Below are 18,135 nucleotides of genomic sequence, written 5' to 3' on the forward strand. Positions count from 1 at the left end.
CTTTTCCCCTCTTACAGGTCTTTGGAATGTTTCGTGAAATCAGCTTCGGCACGGGTCCAGACGCCGTCGGAAAGATCGTCAAGTTTCAGCAGAGTTGCCAATAGCTGCTCTGCGTAGTCTTGCGAAGATTCGACCGGCAGCATCGACGGCAGGTTATCAATGGCCATGACATCCAGCACCGGATCGTCGTGCACGCGCAATGCCGGGGCGTCCCAGGTGGTGGCTTTGTCATAGACAGGCACCGGGTTGTAATCGCTGTCGGGATCGCAAGCCACGTCCCCGATGGCCGTCAGTTTCCGCGAGGCCGTTTTGGCGTCTACTGGCACAAAGACAGGCGTGCCGGGACGGGCGAAGATGCAGCTCATAAAGATGTCGTGTTGCAGAATTTCCGGGAAAGGGCCGCCTGTCGCAGTCTCAGCCATATCCCATTTGGTCACATCTATGCCAAGGGTTTCCAAAAGATCAGCGGCACCTGTTCCAACGCGGCCAAGCGCTCCAATGACGATGGCGTTTGGCATTTCGATACCGGGTACGTCGAGTTCGGCCCCAAGATCATCCAAAAGGGCGTCTTTGTTGCTGTAAACGCCAACAGGTCCGCAAAGGCGCCCATGCTGCTGTGCGATCCATGCCTTTAGAGTGACAGCTGCACCAGCATATCCTGCCCAATAGCCAAAGGCTGCGACGCGGCGACCGGTGTCACCCACGAGATACTCAAGATCATAAAGAGTGCCGCCGCCCTCTTTGAAGCGCTTTAAGAGAGCGATTCCAGAGTGTTGCCCTTTGAAGGCATGACCAAACATAATGTGTTTGTGGGGCAGCGGTGTGCCATCTTCCGGTAATTCTTTGAGGCCAAAAATGATCGCGTCCTGCGGCGCTTCGGGCCAGGTATTTTCACGCGCAATGTCACATCCGGCATCGCGGTATCCGTCAATGGGAATGGCCCGGACAGAGCTTTCTTCGACGGTGACGCGAATGCCTTTGGCAATCAGCTGTTTCGCGCCATCGGGCGTCAGGCCCACGCGCTCTTCGTTCGGGCGTTGTTCGGCGCGTACCCAAAGATGTGTCATGGCAACTCTCCTCGCTGATCGGCGACTGATAAAGCACCGTGTTGAGCGAAAGACAAGAGACGAGGTGCGCGGGTCTCTGAAAGGTCGCAGGCAAAGCCCTCGCCATTTCCAAAGTCGGGCGTGGTCGGTAATAAAATGCGATTTGACCGTTTTGTACAACTTCTCAGAGCTGAATCTCCGTTTTGTACAAAACGCCAGCTTAGGAGTTTTGGCCCCCAAAGGCGCGGTTTCCGGGTGGAACCGCCGTGCGCCGCGTGGCACAACAGTTGAAACGAAACGGGAGATGCGCGACATGGAAACCGGGTTTGGCAAAGGGTGCCATCTGCATCTGATTGATGGATCGGCCTTTATCTTTCGCGCCTATCACGCGCTGCCTCCGCTGACACGCAAATCCGATGGCCTGCCAATTGGCGCCGTGGCCGGATTTTGCAACATGCTGCACCGCTATGTTGAGGGCAACACAGGCGCGGATGCACCGACACATGTTGCTGTGATATTTGACAAGGGCAGCCACACGTTTCGCAACGACATGTATGACCTTTACAAGGCCAACCGTGAGGCGATGCCCGAAGATTTGCGCCCGCAGATGCCGCTGACCCGAGAGGCGACCAGGGCGTTCAACATTGCCTGCAAGGAAATGGAGGGCTGGGAGGCCGATGACATCATCGCCACACTGGCGGTTCAGGCCCGCGAGGCGGGCGGACGTTGCACGATCATCTCGTCCGACAAAGACATGATGCAGTTGGTCGGTGGCGGCGTTGAAATGCTGGATGCGATGAAAAACCGTCGCATCGATGTGGACGGCGTGCATGAAAAGTTTGGCGTCGGCCCCGAACGTGTGGTCGATGTGCAGGCCTTGGCCGGAGATAGCGTGGACAACGTACCGGGTGCGCCGGGGATTGGGATCAAAACCGCCGCCCTATTGATCAATGAATATGGTGATCTGGAGACGCTTCTGGATCGTGCGACAGAGATCAAACAACCCAAACGCCGCCAGACGTTGATCGACAACCGTGCGCAGATCGAACTGTCGAAAAAGCTGGTCCAGCTGGACGAAAACACGCCACTTGATTTCACGCTGGAAGACCTTGAGGTCAAAGACCCCGAACCAGAAGCTTTGATGACGTTTCTGGCCGAGATGGAGTTCCGCACCCTGTCCAAACGGATCGCCGATCAAATCGGGGTTGAGGCCCCGGTGATTGCGGATGCGCCCGCCAAGGCGGCGGATGGTGCCGCGGCGGACGCGCCCGAGGACAAGCCGTTTGATCCAGAGGCTTATGAGTGGGTCAAGGACCGCGCGCGGCTTGAGGATTGGGCAGCTAGGGCTGTCGCCAAAGGGTATGTGGCAGTGGATACCGAAACCACCGGTCTGGACGACATGGTTGTCGATCTGGTGGGCGTGTGCCTGTCGATCGAGCCGGGAGAGGCCTGTTACATTCCTGTCGCCCATAAAAAGGGCGCCGCGGATGACCTGTTCGGTAGCGAAGAAATGGCCGAAGGGCAGATGAGCGTTGACGAGGTGCTGGAAGTTCTGAAGCCGGTGCTGGAAGACGCGTCTGTCCTGAAAATCTTTCAAAATGCAAAATATGACTGCAAGATTCTCAAACGCTACGGGGTGAGTGTCGCGCCGATTGATGACACGATGCTGATGTCCTACGCGTTACAGGCCGGATTGAACCGACATGGCATGGACGCTCTGTCAGAACTCTATCTGTCGCACCAACCGATTTCGATCAAGACGCTGTTGGGCACCGGCAAATCGGCGATCACCTTTGACCGGGTGCCGATTGAGGATGCGGTGAAATATGCCGCCGAAGATGCCGACATCACCCTGCGCCTGTGGCAGAAATTCAAACCACAATTGCACCAACAGCAGGTGACCACAGTTTATGAAACGCTTGAGCGTCCTTTGTCGCCGGTTTTGGCCGAGATGGAGATGCATGGGGTTAAGGTGGATCGCGATACGCTAAGCCGGATGTCCAATGCCTTTGCCCAGAAGATGGCTGGGCTTGAAGCCGAAATTCATGACCTGGCCGGAGAAAACTTTAACGTCGGCAGCCCGGCCCAGTTGGGAGAAATCCTGTTTGACAAGATGGGTCTTGAGGGTGGCAAGCGTGGCAAAAACGGGAAGTACTCGACGGGTGCTGATGTTCTGGAAGATCTTGCGACCGAAAACGATCTGCCCGCCAGGGTGCTGGACTGGCGGCAATTGTCCAAGCTGAAGTCAACCTATACCGATGCGCTGCAAGACCACATCAACCCTGACACGGGCCGCGTGCACACATCGTATGTGCAGACCGGGGCCAACACCGGGCGTCTGGCGTCCACTGATCCCAACCTGCAAAACATTCCTGTGCGCAGCGAAGAGGGGCGCCGCATTCGCGAGGCCTTTGTCGCCGAGCCAGGCAAGACGCTGATTTCGCTGGACTATAGTCAGGTCGAACTGCGCATTCTGGCGCATATCGCGGACATAGAAGCATTGAAACAAGCGTTCCGCGACGGGCAGGACATTCACGCCATGACCGCATCCGAGATGTTTGATGTGCCGATGGAAGAGATGACACCCGAGGTCCGTAGCCGCGCTAAGGCGATCAATTTCGGGGTGATCTATGGCATCTCAGGCTTTGGTCTGGCGCGTAACCTGCGCATTCCACGCGGCGAGGCGCAGGATTTCATCAACCGGTATTTCGAACGCTTCCCCGGCATTCGCACCTATATGGATGACACCAAAGCCTTTGCCAAAGAGCATCTCTATGTGCAGACGTTGTTCGGGCGCAAAATCCATATGCCACAGATCAATGCCAAGGGACCGCATGCTGGGTTTGCCTCGCGCGCAGCGATCAACGCACCCATTCAGGGTACGGCAGCAGACATCATACGGCGCGCGATGATCCGTATGCCCGAAGCGATCAAAGACCTGCCTGCCAAGATGCTTTTGCAGGTTCATGACGAACTGATCTTTGAGGTTGAAGACAGTGCCGTGGACGACACCATCGCTGTTGCACGAGCGGTCATGGAAGGTGCTGCAGAACCCGCGATCAAGCTGGACGTGCCGCTGATTGTGGATGCGGGGCAAGGGCAAAACTGGGCCGAGGCGCATTAGAGCCCCAACCTTTTGAAGTTACCTGTGGTTTACCCAGTCCAAACCTTCGGTGGTGATGCTGGCGGGGTGGTATTCGGCGCTGACGTACCCTTGGTAGCCTTCCTTATCCAGCAAGTTGAAAAACGCAGGATAGTCGACGTGACCAGTGTGTGGTTCATTGCGCCCCGGAGCACCGGCAATTTGAATATGGCCCGCGCGTGCGCCATGCGCCTCCCAGACGGCTTTCATATCGCCGGTGATCATATGCGCGTGATAGGCATCAAATTGCAGGGTCAGATTGGGGGCTGAAACCTCGTCCAGAATGCCAGCGGCAAGACCAAAATCGTTCAGGAAGTATCCCGGCATATCAACCTGGTTGATCGGCTCAATTGTCAGTTTTTGGCTGGGCGCAAAAGCCGTGGCCCATCTGAGGTTTTCAATCATCGTGTCGTGGGCTTCGGTGCCCTCGGCAATCCCGGACATGACGTGGATCATATTGGCACCAAGAACGCCCGCATAACGCAAAGCCCGCCTGAAATCGTGTTGAAACCGTTCCTGCCCGCCAGGGATGGCAGCGAAACCGCGATCGCCTCCCGTCCAGTTTGGCGGCGGGGTGTTGATCAACAATAGCTCCTGCTCTGTTGCCTGAAGACAGCCGAGGATGTCCCTTGCGGCAATGTCATAAGGGAACAGGATTTCGACGGCATCAAAGCCAGCTTTCTTCGCAGCCGAGAAGCGATCCAGAAACGGCAACTCGGTAAAAAGCACACTGATGTTAGCTGCAAATTTTGGCATATTTAGTCCTTTCGGGTCCCTGTAAACCTGACGCCAATCAACGTCAAGGCATCGTTGGCGAACGAGGCCCTTCCTGCTGCCGTGCCAAGCGTAGAACGGGCCAAAACCGACATTCTGTCGAAAACAGAACAGAACAGCGCCTGTTTCAAAGACAGACTTTTTTACATTGGCCTCATTTCGGGCCACTTCTGATTCGATTTGAAAGGTGTGGGAATGTCCGTGACAGGCCCGGATACCGCTCGGTTTGATACCGCAGCGCGCCATCGTCAGGTATTGTCTGGTAATGCCCTTGGTATTGCGGCGGTCCTGTCGTGGTCTGTCGGATTTCCTGCCGCCGAACTTTTGCTGACCAGCTGGCCTCCGCTTGCTCTTATCACCGGGCGCTTTGTCATCTCAGTGTGTGTTTTGATGGTGCTTTGGCTGAGTGTGGACGGCCCAAGTGCTGTGATTAACGCCCGATGGGGACGCGGCACATTGGTCGGAAGCGTGACCTTTGGGTTGGGGGCCTATCTGTTGCTATTGGCGCAGTATTTCACGGATCCGGTCACTGTTGCGATCATCGCCTCAACAACGCCCATCGCGGCCACACTGGTGGAAATGGTGACTGGCAATCGCCGTCTTAGCGGAATGTTCGCCTTTGGACTTGGAGCGTCTGTGATTGGCGGGATCGTGGCCACTGGCTCTGCCGATGTGGGAAATCTTGGGCTAGGGGCGCTAAGCGCAATAACGTCCGGATTTCTGTTTTCGATTGGCAGCCATTGTTGTGTCAGGGATTTGCCCAGCTTGTCCCCGATCGGGCGATCTGCAGTCACCTTGGCGGGGGGGCTTCTGTTTGCGGGCGGGGCTTTGATAATTTCGCATACCCTTGGGATGGAGGTTTTGCCCAACCAACCGGTTGACGCCTCTCAGATCGGTCTTTTGTTGATCTATGCGCTGGCGGGCATGGCGTTCAGCCAAGTCATGTGGATCGCCTGCGTCGGGCGTCTTGGGGTTGCGCTGGCGTCTTTCCACATGAATGTGGCCCCGTTTTACGTGATGCTGATCATGTTGGCACTGGGCGCGGGTTGGAATTGGGGCACCGCGCTGGGTGCCGGGATTGTCATTATTGGAGTCATTCTTGCCCAGACACCACCGCCCCGCAGGCGGGTCTAGGGCAATTCAGAAGACGGAATGATCGGGAAAAACGCACCGCCCGAGCGTACGCCAAACCAGCTTGTGTTATCCACGTCCTGATGCTCTCCCAAATCCACCAGCCGGTAAAAACTTTTGCGATCAATAAGCGCCTCAAGGTTGGCGCGGATCAGAACATAGGGTGATGGTTCGCCTGTTTCGGGATCACGTTCAACACGGATGGGCAGATCAGGGCCTGCTGCGGCCTCGTCTCCGACATTTGTGGTAAAAGTCAAAATCTGGTCTTCGCCATTGCCTGAGACTTCGAAATCCACCGCGACAAACGGCGCGTCGTCGACGGTGATGCCAACCAATTCAACGGGTGTCACCAGAAAGTATTTATCGCCGTCTTTACGCAAAATGCTTGAGAACAGCCGCACCAGTTCATGCCGTCCAATCGGAGTGCCAAGGTAGAACCATGTGCCATCACGCGCGATGCGCATATCCAGATCGCCGCAAAACGGCGGATTCCACAGATGCACAGGTGGCAGACCCTTGCCTTTTTTGGCCGCACGGGCTGCTGTGGCGATGCCATCTGCTGAAGGTTTCACAGGAATTTGTCCGCTCATTGCTTTTGTCATTTCATCAAGGCGTTATACAGTTTCTAAAGGATATAGCCGAAACAGGAGATTTGTCATGACCGAACACGCCGATCTGGTGCAGGAAATCGAAGTTCTTGGCGAAAAGCTGGGTCTGGCGAAAGCGGCGATCACCAAACGGTTCATCGGACAGGAACGGGTGGTCGATCTGACACTATCGGCGCTTTTGTGTGGTGGACACGGGCTTCTGATTGGATTGCCGGGGCTGGGTAAAACCCGGTTGGTGGACACACTGTCGACAGTGATGGGGTTGAATGGCAATCGCGTGCAGTTCACGCCGGACCTGATGCCCGCAGATATTCTGGGCTCAGAGATCCTCGAAACCGGAAGCGATGGCAGCCGGGCATTCAAATTTGTTCAGGGGCCGGTGTTCTGCCAGCTGTTGATGGCAGATGAGATCAACCGCGCCAGCCCTCGTACCCAGTCGGCGTTGTTGCAGGCGATGCAGGAAGGCAAAGTCACTGTTGCAGGTGAGGATCGCGCGTTGGATCACCCGTTTCACGTATTGGCCACACAGAACCCGATTGAACAGGAAGGCACCTATCCACTGCCCGAAGCACAGCTTGACCGCTTTTTAGTCCAGATTGATGTGCCCTATCCTGAGCGCGACACCGAGCGTGACATTTTGCTGGCCACAACCGGTGTCGAAGAAGACGAAGCCCATCAGGTGTTCACTGCCGACGAATTGATTGCGGCACAGGTATTGCTGCGCCGCATGCCCGTGGGCGAAAGCGTGGTGGAAATGATCCTTGATCTGGTGCGCGCCTTCCGCCCCGAGGACGAAAGTGCCTCTGAGGCTGTGCGCGAGAGCGTGGCTTGGGGGCCGGGACCACGGGCGGCTCAGGCCTTTATGATGACCGTGCGTGCTCAGGCCCTGCTGCATGGGCGTCTGGCCCCGTCGGCACAGGATGTGATGGACATGGCGGCGCCGGTTCTCAGTCACCGGATGGCGTTGAGCTTTGCAGCGCGCGCACGTGGCGAGACCATCGTCGATCTGATTGCGGCCACGCTGCGCGACCTTGACGGAATAGGGGCCGCCGCGTGATTTCAAACCCCCAGCTACGCACGCGGGCCGAGGCCGAAGCTGCCCGTCTGCCGCCATTGTTGGCGCAGGCCGAGCAGTTGGCGGGCACGGTCCTGTTGGGCGAACACGGCCGCAGGCGCGCCGGGCTGGGCGACGATTTCTGGCAGTACCGACCGGTGCAACCCGGTGACAGCCTGCGAATGATCGATTGGCGTCGGTCAGCGCGCAGTGATGCCCAATTTGTGCGTCAGCGGGAATGGCAAGTGGCGCAGTCGGTGATGCTTTGGGTGGATCAGGCAGCCTCAATGGGGTTTGCATCAACCAAAGAGGGTGTGACCAAACGTGACCGCGCCCGTGTTTTGTCGCTGGCTTTGTCGATCCTGTTGATCCGATCGGGTGAACGGGTTGGTTTGACCGGTACGACCTTGCCTCCGCGCCGGGGCGAGGCGCAAATTCTTCGGCTGACAGAAATGTTGCTGACGGACGAGAATGATGACTACGGCACGCCCGAGGCACGGGCGATGTTGCCCCATGCGCGGGCGGTTTTTCTGTCTGATTTTCTGGGGGATATGGATGCGGTTGAGGCGGCCTTGCTCAAAGCTGCGGATCGCGGTGTGCGTGGTGTCATCTTTCAGATACTTGACCCTGCCGAAGAAAGCTTTCCGTATGAGGGGCGCGCCATTTTTGAAAGCATGGGCGGCAGCCTGAGCCACGAGACCCGCAAAGCGTCTGAGTTGCGCCAGCGATATCTCGACAGGCTGGCGAAACGCAGGGATCGGTTGCAGCATCTGGCGCGGGTGACAGGCTGGCAGTTTGGCAGCCATGACACAGGGCATTCCGCGCAATCCGCATTGTTGTGGATTTATCGCGCGCTGGAGCAAAAGCTGTGATTGCTGGTCTGCCCATAGGGTTCGCCGCACCATGGGTGCTGCTGGGGCTGATCGCCTTACCGATCCTTTGGATCCTTCTCAGGGCCATCCCGCCTGCTCCGATCCGGCGGCGATTTCCCGGCGTGGCCTTGCTTTTGGGGTTGCAGGACGAAGATACGGTGACCGATCGAACCCCATGGTGGCTGTTGTTGTTGCGCTCCTTGGTGCTGGCGGCGGTCATTATCGGATTGGCGGGGCCTATCCTGAACCCCACGGACCAGTCCAAACAAGGCAGCAACCGTTTGCTGGTGTTGTTTGATGGTGGGTGGGCTTCAGCCTCGGCCTGGAGCGAACGGATGGCGATGGTCGAAGGGATTTTGGATGCGGCCGCACATTCGAACCGCTTGGCGGCTGTCGTGTCCCTCACTGAGCCGAACGCGCCGCGGTTTCAACCGGCGGCCACGTGGAAGGCGCGATTGCCGGGGGTTTTGCCGAACCCGTGGCAACCCGACCCAACCCTGATGGGCAGCTTCTCTACAACGCTTGGTGCACAGGATTTTGACACGATTTGGTTGTCTGACGGGCTGTCCAACCCCGCGCGGTCCGGGCTGTTGCAGGTTTTGCAGACACATGGGGACGTGAGGGTTGTTGAGAACCGCCTGGGTCTAATGGCGCTGCAAAGGCCCGTTGTTGATGGTGGATTGTTGCGCATCACAGCACAGCGGATTGGCCCTGCTCTTGAACGGGATGTCACGGTGCAGGCACATGGGTTAGACCCCTCGGGGGCGGCAGCAGTGCTGGCGTCTGTGGAACTGAGTTTTGCGGCCGGGGAAGAAAACGCCAGTGCCGAGCTGGCGCTGCCTGCGGAACTACGTGCGCGCATCACGCGATTTGAAATCTCGGGCGAAGGATCTGCCGGGGCAGTGGCCCTCTCGGATGACAGCCTGCAACGCCGCGAGGTGGCGCTGATTGCAGGACGCGAAGAACGCGAAGGTTTGCAATTGTTGTCGCCGCTGCACTATCTGCGGCAAGCGTTGCAACCCAATGCCGAAGTTCTGGAGGGCCCGTTGGGCGACCTGCTTCCGGCAAAGCCGGATGTGGTTGTCATGGCAGATGTGGCCGGTCTGGCCCCATCCGAAGAAGCGGCATTGCTGAAATGGACCGAGGCCGGAGGGCTTTTGGTGCGATTTGCGGGGCCGCGTCTGGCGGCGAGTGAACTGGCCCGTAGCGGCGAACATCCTTTGATGCCGGTGCGCTTGCGGGTCGGGGGACGCAGTGTCGGTGGTGCAATGAGCTGGGGCCAACCCAAAGCCTTGGCGCCATTTTCCCAAGACAGCCCGTTCTTCGGCTTGCAAATACCTGATGAAGTGCGTGTTTCTGCTCAGGTTGTGGCGCAACCCGATCCAAGCCTTGCCAGTCGGGTGATTGCCGAACTGAGCGACGGCACACCTTTGGTGACCCGCAAAGAGGTGGGGCAAGGGCAGGTGGTGCTGTTCCATGTGACCGCCAATGCGGAATGGTCCGGGTTACCTTTGTCTGGATTGTTTGTGCAGATGCTGGACCGTTTGGCTGTTCTGAGTTCGGCGGACCGCGCCAGCGAAGATCGCATTGCCGGAACAATTTGGCAGCCAGTAAAGGTTCTGGACGGGTTTGGACGGCTGGAAGACGGTCAGACCTTGCCCGGTGTGGATGGGGTGGAATTGATCTCGAACGATCTTGGCCCAAAGCTCAGACCGGGTCTTTATCGTGACGGGATGCATTTGCTGGCTCGTAATGTGATTGAAGACGACAACAGACTTACGGCTGCAGACTGGCCAAATGATATCCAGGTAGAGGGCCTGAGCACGCCGCCATCAGAGAACCTGTCGGGCCTGTTTCTGGGATTGGCGCTGATATTGTTGGCAGCGGATGTTCTGGCGTCTCTTCTGGTCTCCGGGCGGTTTTGGGGGAGTCGACAGGTTGCTGCGGTTCTGGCGGTCCTGCTATTGCCGCAACTCTCCGAAGCCCAGAACGCCACAGCCATACGCGACACGCGTGAAGTGGTGTTAGGCCATATCCTGACCGGAGATCGCGCCGTCGATAAAATGGCTCATGCGGGGCTTGTCGGACTGTCCGAGACGTTGTTTTTTCGCACGTCGGTGGAACCCAACGAACCTGCTGAGTTGAACCTCGAAACGGATGAGCTGGCGTTTTACCCTTTGCTTTATTGGCCAATCTCTACGGATCAACCGACCCCATCCCCCGAGGCCTATGCAAAGCTGAACACCTACCTGCGATCCGGTGGTATGATCCTGTTTGATACCCGTGACGCAGATGTGGCGCGGTTTGGCACAGCCAGCCCGAATGGTCGCAAACTGCAACGTCTGGCCGCGCCGCTGGATATCCCACCGCTCGAAGTGCTGCCCAATGACCACGTCCTGACGCGCACTTTCTATTTGTTGCAGGATTTTCCCGGGCGGTATGACAGCCGGGATGTCTGGGTCGAGGCCGCTCCGGTGGATGCTGTCAAAATTGAAGGCATGCCGTTTCGCAACTTGAACGACGGGGTGACGCCGGTTGTGATCGGTGGCAATGACTGGGCATCTGCCTGGGCGCAGGATGGTCGCGGCAATACTATGGTGCCCGTGGGACGTGGCCGCGCCGGAGAACGGCAACGCGAATTGGCCTATCGGTTTGGCGTGAATCTGGTGATGCATGTGCTGACTGGAAACTACAAATCCGATCAGGTGCATGTGCCGGCTCTTTTGGACAGGTTGGGCCAATGACAAGTCAGATCCTGTTTGACCCATTATTGCCCTTTTGGGCGCTGGCTGTTCTGGCCGGGATTGGTGTGATTTCTGTTGGCTGGGCATGGTGGCGCGGCCTAAGCGGCTGGAGCCTGCGTGGGCTGGCCGTTCTCGTTGTGCTGGCCGCCCTGAGCGGGCCGTTCTTACAGGGTGAAAACCGCAAACCGCTGAGCGATATCGTTTTAATGCTGGTGGACCAGAGTGCGAGCCAGCAGTTGGGTGATCGCGCAGCAATGACCAATCGCGCCGCTCAGGATCTCGAAACTCGGCTTGCCAACCGTCCCAACACCGAGTTGCGCCGCATTGATGTGCCAGACGGTGCAGGAAATGCAGGCACCGAGATGATGCGCGCCCTTTCCGAGGCTTTGGCACAGGAGCCCCGTGGCCGCATTGCCGGCATTCTCGCTCTAAGCGATGGACATGTGCATGATATGGAACGCGCCCCTGATCTGCCGGCACCTATGCATCTGCTGCACACCGGGCGTCGGTCCGATTGGGATCGCCGCCTGATTGTCACTGGCGCGCCTGCTTTTGCCATTCTGGGAGAGCCGATCACTCTGACGATGCGCGTAGAAGACAGCGGTGCCGTGCCCTCAAATGGGGGTAAGGCGCCAGTCGAAATTTCTGTCGATGGTGAAGAGCCGCGCGGTTTTATGGTGCCGATTGGACAATCAGTGGAACTGCCTGTGACGCTCCCGCATGGGGGGCGCAATGTGATTCAGTTCAAAGTGCCCGCAGCAGAAGGTGAACTGACGGACCGCAACAACAGCGCGCTGGTGCAGATCAATGGGGTGCGTGATCGCCTGCGTGTGCTGCTGGTCAGCGGTGAGCCGCATCCCGGAGGACGGACATGGCGCAATCTTTTGAAATCGGACGCGTCCGTTGATCTGGTGCATTTCACCATTTTGCGCCCACCTGAAAAGCAGGATGGCGTGCCGGTCAGCGAATTGTCGTTAATCGCTTTTCCAACCCGCGAATTGTTCATGGAAAAGATCGAAGACTTCGATCTCATCATTTTCGACCGGTATCAGCGCCGGGGTATTTTGCCATCCTTGTATCTGGACAATGTGGTGCAATACGTGCGGGGCGGTGGGGCCGTTTTGGTCAGTGCCGGGCCGGATTTTGCCAGTGCGGACAGCATCTATCGTTCCCCATTGGAAGATGTCCTGCCAGCGCGTCCAACGGCGCGGGTGATCGATCAGGCCTATACGCCAAAAGTGTCCGAACTCGGAGCGCGTCACCCCGTGACTGCAGGTCTGCCAGATCAGGAAACCTGGGGGCGCTGGCTGCGTCAGATTGAGGTCGAACCCGGTGAAGGCGATGTTGTCATGACAGGGGCCGAAGGGCTGCCATTACTGGTTCTTGATCGGGTTGAGGACGGGCGCGTAGCCCTCATTGCGTCGGATCAGGCGTGGCTTTGGGCACGTGGATACGAAGGCGGTGGACCGCAGCTGGAACTGTTGCGCCGGTTGGCGCATTGGATGATGGGCGAGCCAGAGTTGGAAGAAGAAGCGCTGTGGGCCGAGGCCAATGGTCAGGACATGCGCATCATTCGTCGCACGCTGGAGGTAGGCGCGGGTGATGTTGTGGTCACGGCGCCTTCGGGCGTGCAGGAAACCTTGCCATTGCTGGAATTGCGCCCCGGCCATTTTGAAGCAAGGTACACAGGACAGGACATCGGTCTTTACAGGTTGGTGAATGGTGAACAGGAAGCGGTGATTGGTCTGGGGCCCGCCGCTCCGCGAGAATTTGTGAGCACGATTGCCACGGGCGAAGTTCTAGACCCGATACTGCAGAGCCAACGCGGCGGCAGTTTTGCACTGGAGGACGGTCTGCCGGGAGTACGGTCCGTGCGCCCCGGGCGACCTGCTGCAGGCAATGGCTGGCTGGGTCTGACACCGCGAGATGCCTACGAGGTGCGCGATGTTGCGCGCACACCGATCCTGCCTGCCTGGTTGATTTTGATGATGACATCAATGTTGATATTGGGCGGCTGGCTGCGCGAAGGGCGCCGGTAAAGCGACTGGCACAAGGCCATACCGCTGTGTTGGCCAAGAAACCGGTTCACCCTAGGCCTTGGTCGCGGTAGAACGCGTCCAAAGCAAGTTGGAGCAGCCCGAAATGATCACGCCCAAACCTGTAGTCCTTTGCATTCTCGATGGGTGGGGGATCAGCGACACAAATGAGGCCAACGCGCCCGCATTGGCCGCAACGCCAACGTTTGACGCGATGATGGCCGAGTGCCCAAATGCAACCCTGATCACCCATGGTCCGGATGTGGGGCTTCCGACAGGGCAGATGGGCAATTCCGAAGTGGGGCACACCAATATTGGCGCCGGTCGGGTTGTCGCAATGGATTTGGGCCAGATTGATCTGGCGATCGAAGAAGGTTCGTTCTTTGACAATGATGCTCTGCAGACCTTTATCCGGACTATGAAAGATACCGGCGGCACCGCGCATCTGATGGGTATGATTTCGGATGGCGGTGTGCACGGCCATATCGAGCATATTCTGGCAGCGGCCAAGGCTGTAGCGGATGCGGGCGTGCCTGTGGCTTTGCATGCGATCACTGATGGGCGTGATGTCGCCCCCAAATCCGCGTTTACCTATCTGGAAACACTGGCGGACCGTTTGCCAGATGGCGCGCGTCTGGTCACGGTTTCCGGGCGCTATTTCGCGATGGACCGTGACAATCGCTGGGAACGTGTCGCGGAAGCCTACAATGCCTGGATCAAGGGCGAAGGCAACCATGCTGATGACGCCCACGCGGCGGTGTCCAATGCCTATAACCGGTCAGAAACCGACGAGTTTATCACCCCGACAATTCTTGGAGATTTCGCCGGGGCGACGGACGGAGACGGGTTCTTTTGCCTCAATTTTCGGGCAGACCGGGCGCGGGAAATCCTGGCAGCGATTGGTAAGCCGGGGTTTGATGCCTTTGACACGGGTACACGCCCAAAATGGGCAGCGATGTTGGGGATGGTCGACTATTCTGAAGATCACCGCACCTATATGACCACCTGCTACCCCAAGCAGGAGATCGTGAATACGTTGGGGGAATGGGTGTCCAAAAAAGGGCTGCGCCAGTTCCATTTGGCGGAAACTGAAAAATATCCGCATGTCACGTTTTTCCTGAATGGCGGCAAGGAACAGCCCGAACAGGGTGAGGATCGCTATATGGCGGCATCGCCCAAGGTTGCGACCTATGATTTGCAGCCTGAAATGTCCGCAGCGGAAGTGACCGAGCATTTTGTTGGCGCCATCGAAGACGGCTATGATCTGATCGTCACCAACTATGCCAACCCGGACATGGTAGGCCATACCGGAGATCTGAATGCGGCAATGCTGGCCTGTGAAGCCGTGGATCAGGGTTTGGCGGCCGTGTGCGAGGCCTTGACCAAAGTGGGCGGTGCGATGATTGTGACCGCGGATCACGGCAATTGCGAGGTGATGGTAGACCCAATTACCGGTGGGCCACATACGGCCCATACGACCAATCTGGTGCCTGTCGTTCTGGTCAATGGTCCTGAAGGCGCGTCGTTGCGGTCTGGCCGTTTGGCCGACCTTGCACCTTCGCTGTTGGATTTGATGGGGCTGGATCAACCGCCCGAAATGACCGGAGAAAGTTTGATTTCCTGATGAAGTGGATTGCGGCGTTGATGTTTGTGGGACTGGTTGCGGGTTTTGCCCGCGCTGAAACCAGCCCTGCCGAAGCGGCGATAGCGGCGGCCGATCAGCTTGAGGCCGCTTCCCTTTCTCTGCAGGACGCTAAAAAATCGCGCGACCGGGTCGCCGCGCTGACGGAAACGGTGCAGGCCTATGAGGCCGGGCTTGCGGCCTTGCGCGAAGGGTTGCGCCGTGCGGCTATTCGCGAAGCTCAGATCGGGCGCGAGCTGAAAGCACAAGAAGATGAGATTGCCCGTTTGCTGGGTGTGCTGCAGGGCATGGGTCAAGGGCCAGCCCCGGTGATGCTGTTGCACCCCGAAGGCCCTATGGGGACCGCGCGGTCCGGGATGATTTTGGCCGACGTCACACCTGCGCTGGACGAACGCGCCGCGAAGTTACGTTATGATCTGGAAGAAGTCTCTATTCTGCGAGAGTTGCAGCAAGGGGCCGCTGAGAAATTGCAGGACGGTCTGACCGGTGTCCAGACGGCGCGTACGTCGCTCAGTCAGGCGATTTCCGATCGCACCGATTTACCGCTTCGCTTCGCAGATGATCCGGTGAAAACTGCGCTGCTGATTGCTTCCACCGAAACTCTGGAAGGCTTTGCCAGTGGCTTGAGTGTCATTCAGGAAGACGAGGCCGAAGCCGAGATTCTGCCTGACGTGACCTACCGCATGGGGGAATTGTCCTTGCCGGTTGAGGCGCAGGTTTTGCGCCACGCGCATGAGGCAGATGCCGCTGGTATTCGCCGTCCCGGTCTGGTGCTGGCGACGCGCGCGAATGCGCTGGTCACCTCGCCCACGGCGGCGACAATCCGCTATCGTGGTCCGCTACTGGATTATGGCACTGTGATGATTCTTGAACCCCAGGCCGGGCTGATGTTTGTCTTGGCTGGCATGGACACTGTGTTTGGCGCGACCGGCCAAGTGATCCCCGAAGGCTCTCCGATTGGGTTAATGGGGGGGCAAGACCCACAAATTGGCTCAATTCTTTCAACATCCGGTGAAGGCACTGGAAACGAACGCACAGAAACGCTCTATATAGAAGTCAGACAAGGCAAAGATGCCGTGGACCCTGAAATCTGGTTCCGCACAGACAAGGATGGATAATTGATGAAGAAATTTGTCGCGGCCGCACTTACCGGCACCCTCGCGGGCGTGCTCATGGCGACGCAGGTGGCTGGCCCCCTGCTGGCTCAGGAAAGCGCGCGCACAACCAATGTCTATGAACAGCTTGATCTGTTCGGTGACATCTTTGAACGCATTCGGGCCCAATATGTCGAAGACGTCGACGAAGGAGACCTGATTGAGGCGGCCATCAATGGCATGCTGACCTCACTTGATCCCCATTCGTCCTACCTGTCGCCGGACGATGCGGAAGACATGCGCGTGCAAACCCGTGGTGAGTTTGGTGGTCTGGGCATCGAAGTCACGCAAGAAGACGGCTTTGTCAAAGTGGTGTCTCCGATCGATGGCACACCAGCAGATGCCGCCGGCATCGAAGCAGGCGATTTTATCACTCATGTAGATGGCGAAAGCGTTCTTGGTCTGACATTGGATCAGGCGGTGGAAATGATGCGCGGTCCGGTTGGGTCCGAGATTGTGATCACCGTGGGCCGCGAAGGTGAACCTGAGCCGTTTGATGTGTCGATTATCCGCGACACCATCAAGCTCACAGCCGTGCGTTCGCGCACCCAGGGCAACACCGTTGTTCTGCGGGTAACAACATTCAACGACCAGACCATGGTAAACCTCGAAGCGGGCCTGAAAAAGCAAGCAGAAGAATTGGGTGGCATGGACAACGTCAACGGCATTGTTCTGGATCTGCGCAACAATCCGGGTGGCCTGTTGACCCAAGCGATCCGCGTGTCGGATGCCTTCCTTGAGAAAGGCGAGATTGTTTCAACCCGTGGCCGTGATCCCGAGGATGGGGATCGCTACAACGCGACACCGGGCGATTTGGCAGATGGCAAGCCTCTTGTTGTACTGATCAATGGCGGGTCAGCCTCGGCTTCGGAAATTGTGGCGGGTGCGCTGCAGGATCATCGCCGCGCTATCGTTGTGGGCACCAAGAGCTTTGGTAAGGGCTCGGTTCAGACGGTGATGCCGTTGCGTGGCAATGCCGCGATGCGCCTGACCACGGCACGGTATTACACACCCTCAGGGCGCTCGATTCAGGCGCTGGGCGTGTCTCCGGATATTGTTGTCGCACAACCACGCCGCGTTCCGGCAACGGAAGAAGAGGAAGAAAAGCGCAAGATGCGGACCGAAGCGGACCTGCGTGGCAGCCTTGATAACGACAGCCTGACCGAAGACGAAATTCGTCAGATCGAAGAGGATCGCGCCAAAACCGAAGAGGCCGCCAAGCTGCGTGAAGACGATTATCAGCTGGCCTATGCGATCGATATCCTCAAAGGCCTCTCAGCTTTGGGCTCTAAAGAGTAAATCGATTGTAAGTAAGCTATGAAAAGGCGCTCTGCTTCGGGGCGCCTTTTTCATGTCTGGTGTTGTCCGGTGCGGCGACAGGCGGATTGCAACAAGCCAGCTGCCATAATAGATGTGTGGCGTTTCCGGAAGAAATGAGGTTGTCACATGAGCCCCGAAGAGATCGCCAAACTCCCGTATCGGCCCTGTGTTGGGGTGATGCTGATGAACTCTGACGGGCATGTCTTTGTCGGCCAGCGAATCGACAACCCAACAGATGCCTGGCAGATGCCCCAAGGCGGCGTCGACAAGGGGGAAGACCCCCGCGATGCGGTTTTGCGCGAACTTTGGGAAGAAACCGGCGTGGTGTCGGACCTTGTGACCATTGAAGCTGAGACCGACGATTGGCTGCCTTATGATCTGCCGCATGAACTTGTGCCGCGTATCTGGAAAGGCCGCTATCGCGGGCAAGAGCAAAAATGGTACCTTTTACGTTACCACGGCACCGATGCGGACGTGAACATCAAGACCGAACACGCTGAGTTCTCGCAGTGGCGCTGGCTGCCATCAGATCAGTTGGTTGAAAAGATCGTGCCCTTCAAAAGGGACGTCTATCGCAACGTGCTGGCAGCGTTCAAAAACCACCTTTAGACC

At 57.8% G+C, this 18,135-nt stretch carries 13 protein-coding genes; 10 read left to right on the forward strand and 3 right to left on the reverse strand.

Annotation, left to right across the window (positions count from 1 at the left end; translation table 11 throughout):
• Positions 1 to 11: 11 nt before the first annotated feature.
• Entirely contained in the window at positions 12 to 1,067 is a 1,056-nt protein-coding gene (locus BUC32_RS00815; protein ID WP_073248415.1) for a saccharopine dehydrogenase, read from the reverse strand.
• A 292-nt stretch (positions 1,068 to 1,359) separates the two neighbouring features.
• On the opposite strand from BUC32_RS00815, the gene polA reads away from it, so the two are divergent.
• Complete coding sequence (gene polA / locus BUC32_RS00820) at positions 1,360 to 4,170, forward strand: DNA polymerase I (RefSeq protein ID WP_073248693.1); 2,811 nt, start codon at positions 1,360 to 1,362, stop codon at positions 4,168 to 4,170.
• An 18-nt stretch (positions 4,171 to 4,188) separates the two neighbouring features.
• Here the strand turns inward: polA and BUC32_RS00825 are convergent, their stop codons facing one another.
• On the reverse strand, positions 4,189 to 4,944 hold the full coding sequence (locus tag BUC32_RS00825; RefSeq protein WP_073248419.1) for a hydroxypyruvate isomerase family protein: 756 nt from the start codon (positions 4,942 to 4,944) through the stop codon (positions 4,189 to 4,191).
• Positions 4,945 to 5,157: 213 nt separating this feature from the next.
• On the opposite strand from BUC32_RS00825, the gene BUC32_RS00830 reads away from it, so the two are divergent.
• Positions 5,158 to 6,096 (forward strand): DMT family transporter, encoded by a 939-nt coding sequence (locus tag BUC32_RS00830; protein WP_083599186.1) that lies wholly within the window; start codon positions 5,158 to 5,160, stop codon positions 6,094 to 6,096.
• On the opposite strand, the gene BUC32_RS00835 is transcribed toward BUC32_RS00830, so the two are convergent.
• Positions 6,093 to 6,683: a DUF1285 domain-containing protein gene (locus BUC32_RS00835; protein WP_073248697.1), complete on the reverse strand. Its 591-nt coding sequence runs from the start codon at positions 6,681 to 6,683 to the stop codon at positions 6,093 to 6,095. The genes BUC32_RS00830 and BUC32_RS00835 overlap by 4 nt on opposite strands.
• A gap of 67 nt (positions 6,684 to 6,750) precedes the next feature.
• On the opposite strand from BUC32_RS00835, the gene BUC32_RS00840 reads away from it, so the two are divergent.
• From BUC32_RS00840 to BUC32_RS00875, 8 genes are all read left to right on the forward strand, one after another.
• Entirely contained in the window at positions 6,751 to 7,758 is a 1,008-nt protein-coding gene (locus BUC32_RS00840; protein WP_073248421.1) for an AAA family ATPase, read from the forward strand.
• Positions 7,755 to 8,627, forward strand: coding sequence for a DUF58 domain-containing protein (locus tag BUC32_RS00845; protein WP_073248423.1), 873 nt, complete (start codon positions 7,755 to 7,757; stop codon positions 8,625 to 8,627). Before BUC32_RS00840 ends, BUC32_RS00845 begins: the two co-directional genes overlap by 4 nt.
• Positions 8,624 to 11,371 (forward strand): DUF4159 domain-containing protein, encoded by a 2,748-nt coding sequence (locus tag BUC32_RS00850; RefSeq protein WP_073248425.1) that lies wholly within the window; start codon positions 8,624 to 8,626, stop codon positions 11,369 to 11,371. The genes BUC32_RS00845 and BUC32_RS00850 overlap by 4 nt, the downstream gene beginning before the upstream one ends.
• Positions 11,368 to 13,410: a hypothetical protein gene (locus BUC32_RS00855; protein WP_073248427.1), complete on the forward strand. Its 2,043-nt coding sequence runs from the start codon at positions 11,368 to 11,370 to the stop codon at positions 13,408 to 13,410. Before BUC32_RS00850 ends, BUC32_RS00855 begins: the two co-directional genes overlap by 4 nt.
• Positions 13,411 to 13,513: 103 nt before the next feature.
• A complete protein-coding gene (gpmI, locus tag BUC32_RS00860; protein ID WP_073248699.1) occupies positions 13,514 to 15,031 on the forward strand; it encodes a 2,3-bisphosphoglycerate-independent phosphoglycerate mutase in 1,518 nt (505 codons plus the stop codon).
• On the forward strand, positions 15,031 to 16,167 hold the full coding sequence (locus BUC32_RS00865; RefSeq protein ID WP_073248429.1) for a murein hydrolase activator EnvC family protein: 1,137 nt from the start codon (positions 15,031 to 15,033) through the stop codon (positions 16,165 to 16,167). Before gpmI ends, BUC32_RS00865 begins: the two co-directional genes overlap by 1 nt.
• Positions 16,168 to 16,170: 3 nt before the next feature.
• Positions 16,171 to 17,502: a S41 family peptidase gene (locus BUC32_RS00870; protein ID WP_073248437.1), complete on the forward strand. Its 1,332-nt coding sequence runs from the start codon at positions 16,171 to 16,173 to the stop codon at positions 17,500 to 17,502.
• 147 nt (positions 17,503 to 17,649) lie between these two features.
• Positions 17,650 to 18,132, forward strand: coding sequence for an RNA pyrophosphohydrolase (locus BUC32_RS00875; RefSeq protein ID WP_073248438.1), 483 nt, complete (start codon positions 17,650 to 17,652; stop codon positions 18,130 to 18,132).
• The last annotated feature ends 3 nt before the right edge of the window (positions 18,133 to 18,135 follow it).

The organism is Shimia gijangensis, from assembly GCF_900142085.1.
In the GTDB taxonomy this organism is placed as follows: domain Bacteria; phylum Pseudomonadota; class Alphaproteobacteria; order Rhodobacterales; family Rhodobacteraceae; genus Shimia; species Shimia gijangensis.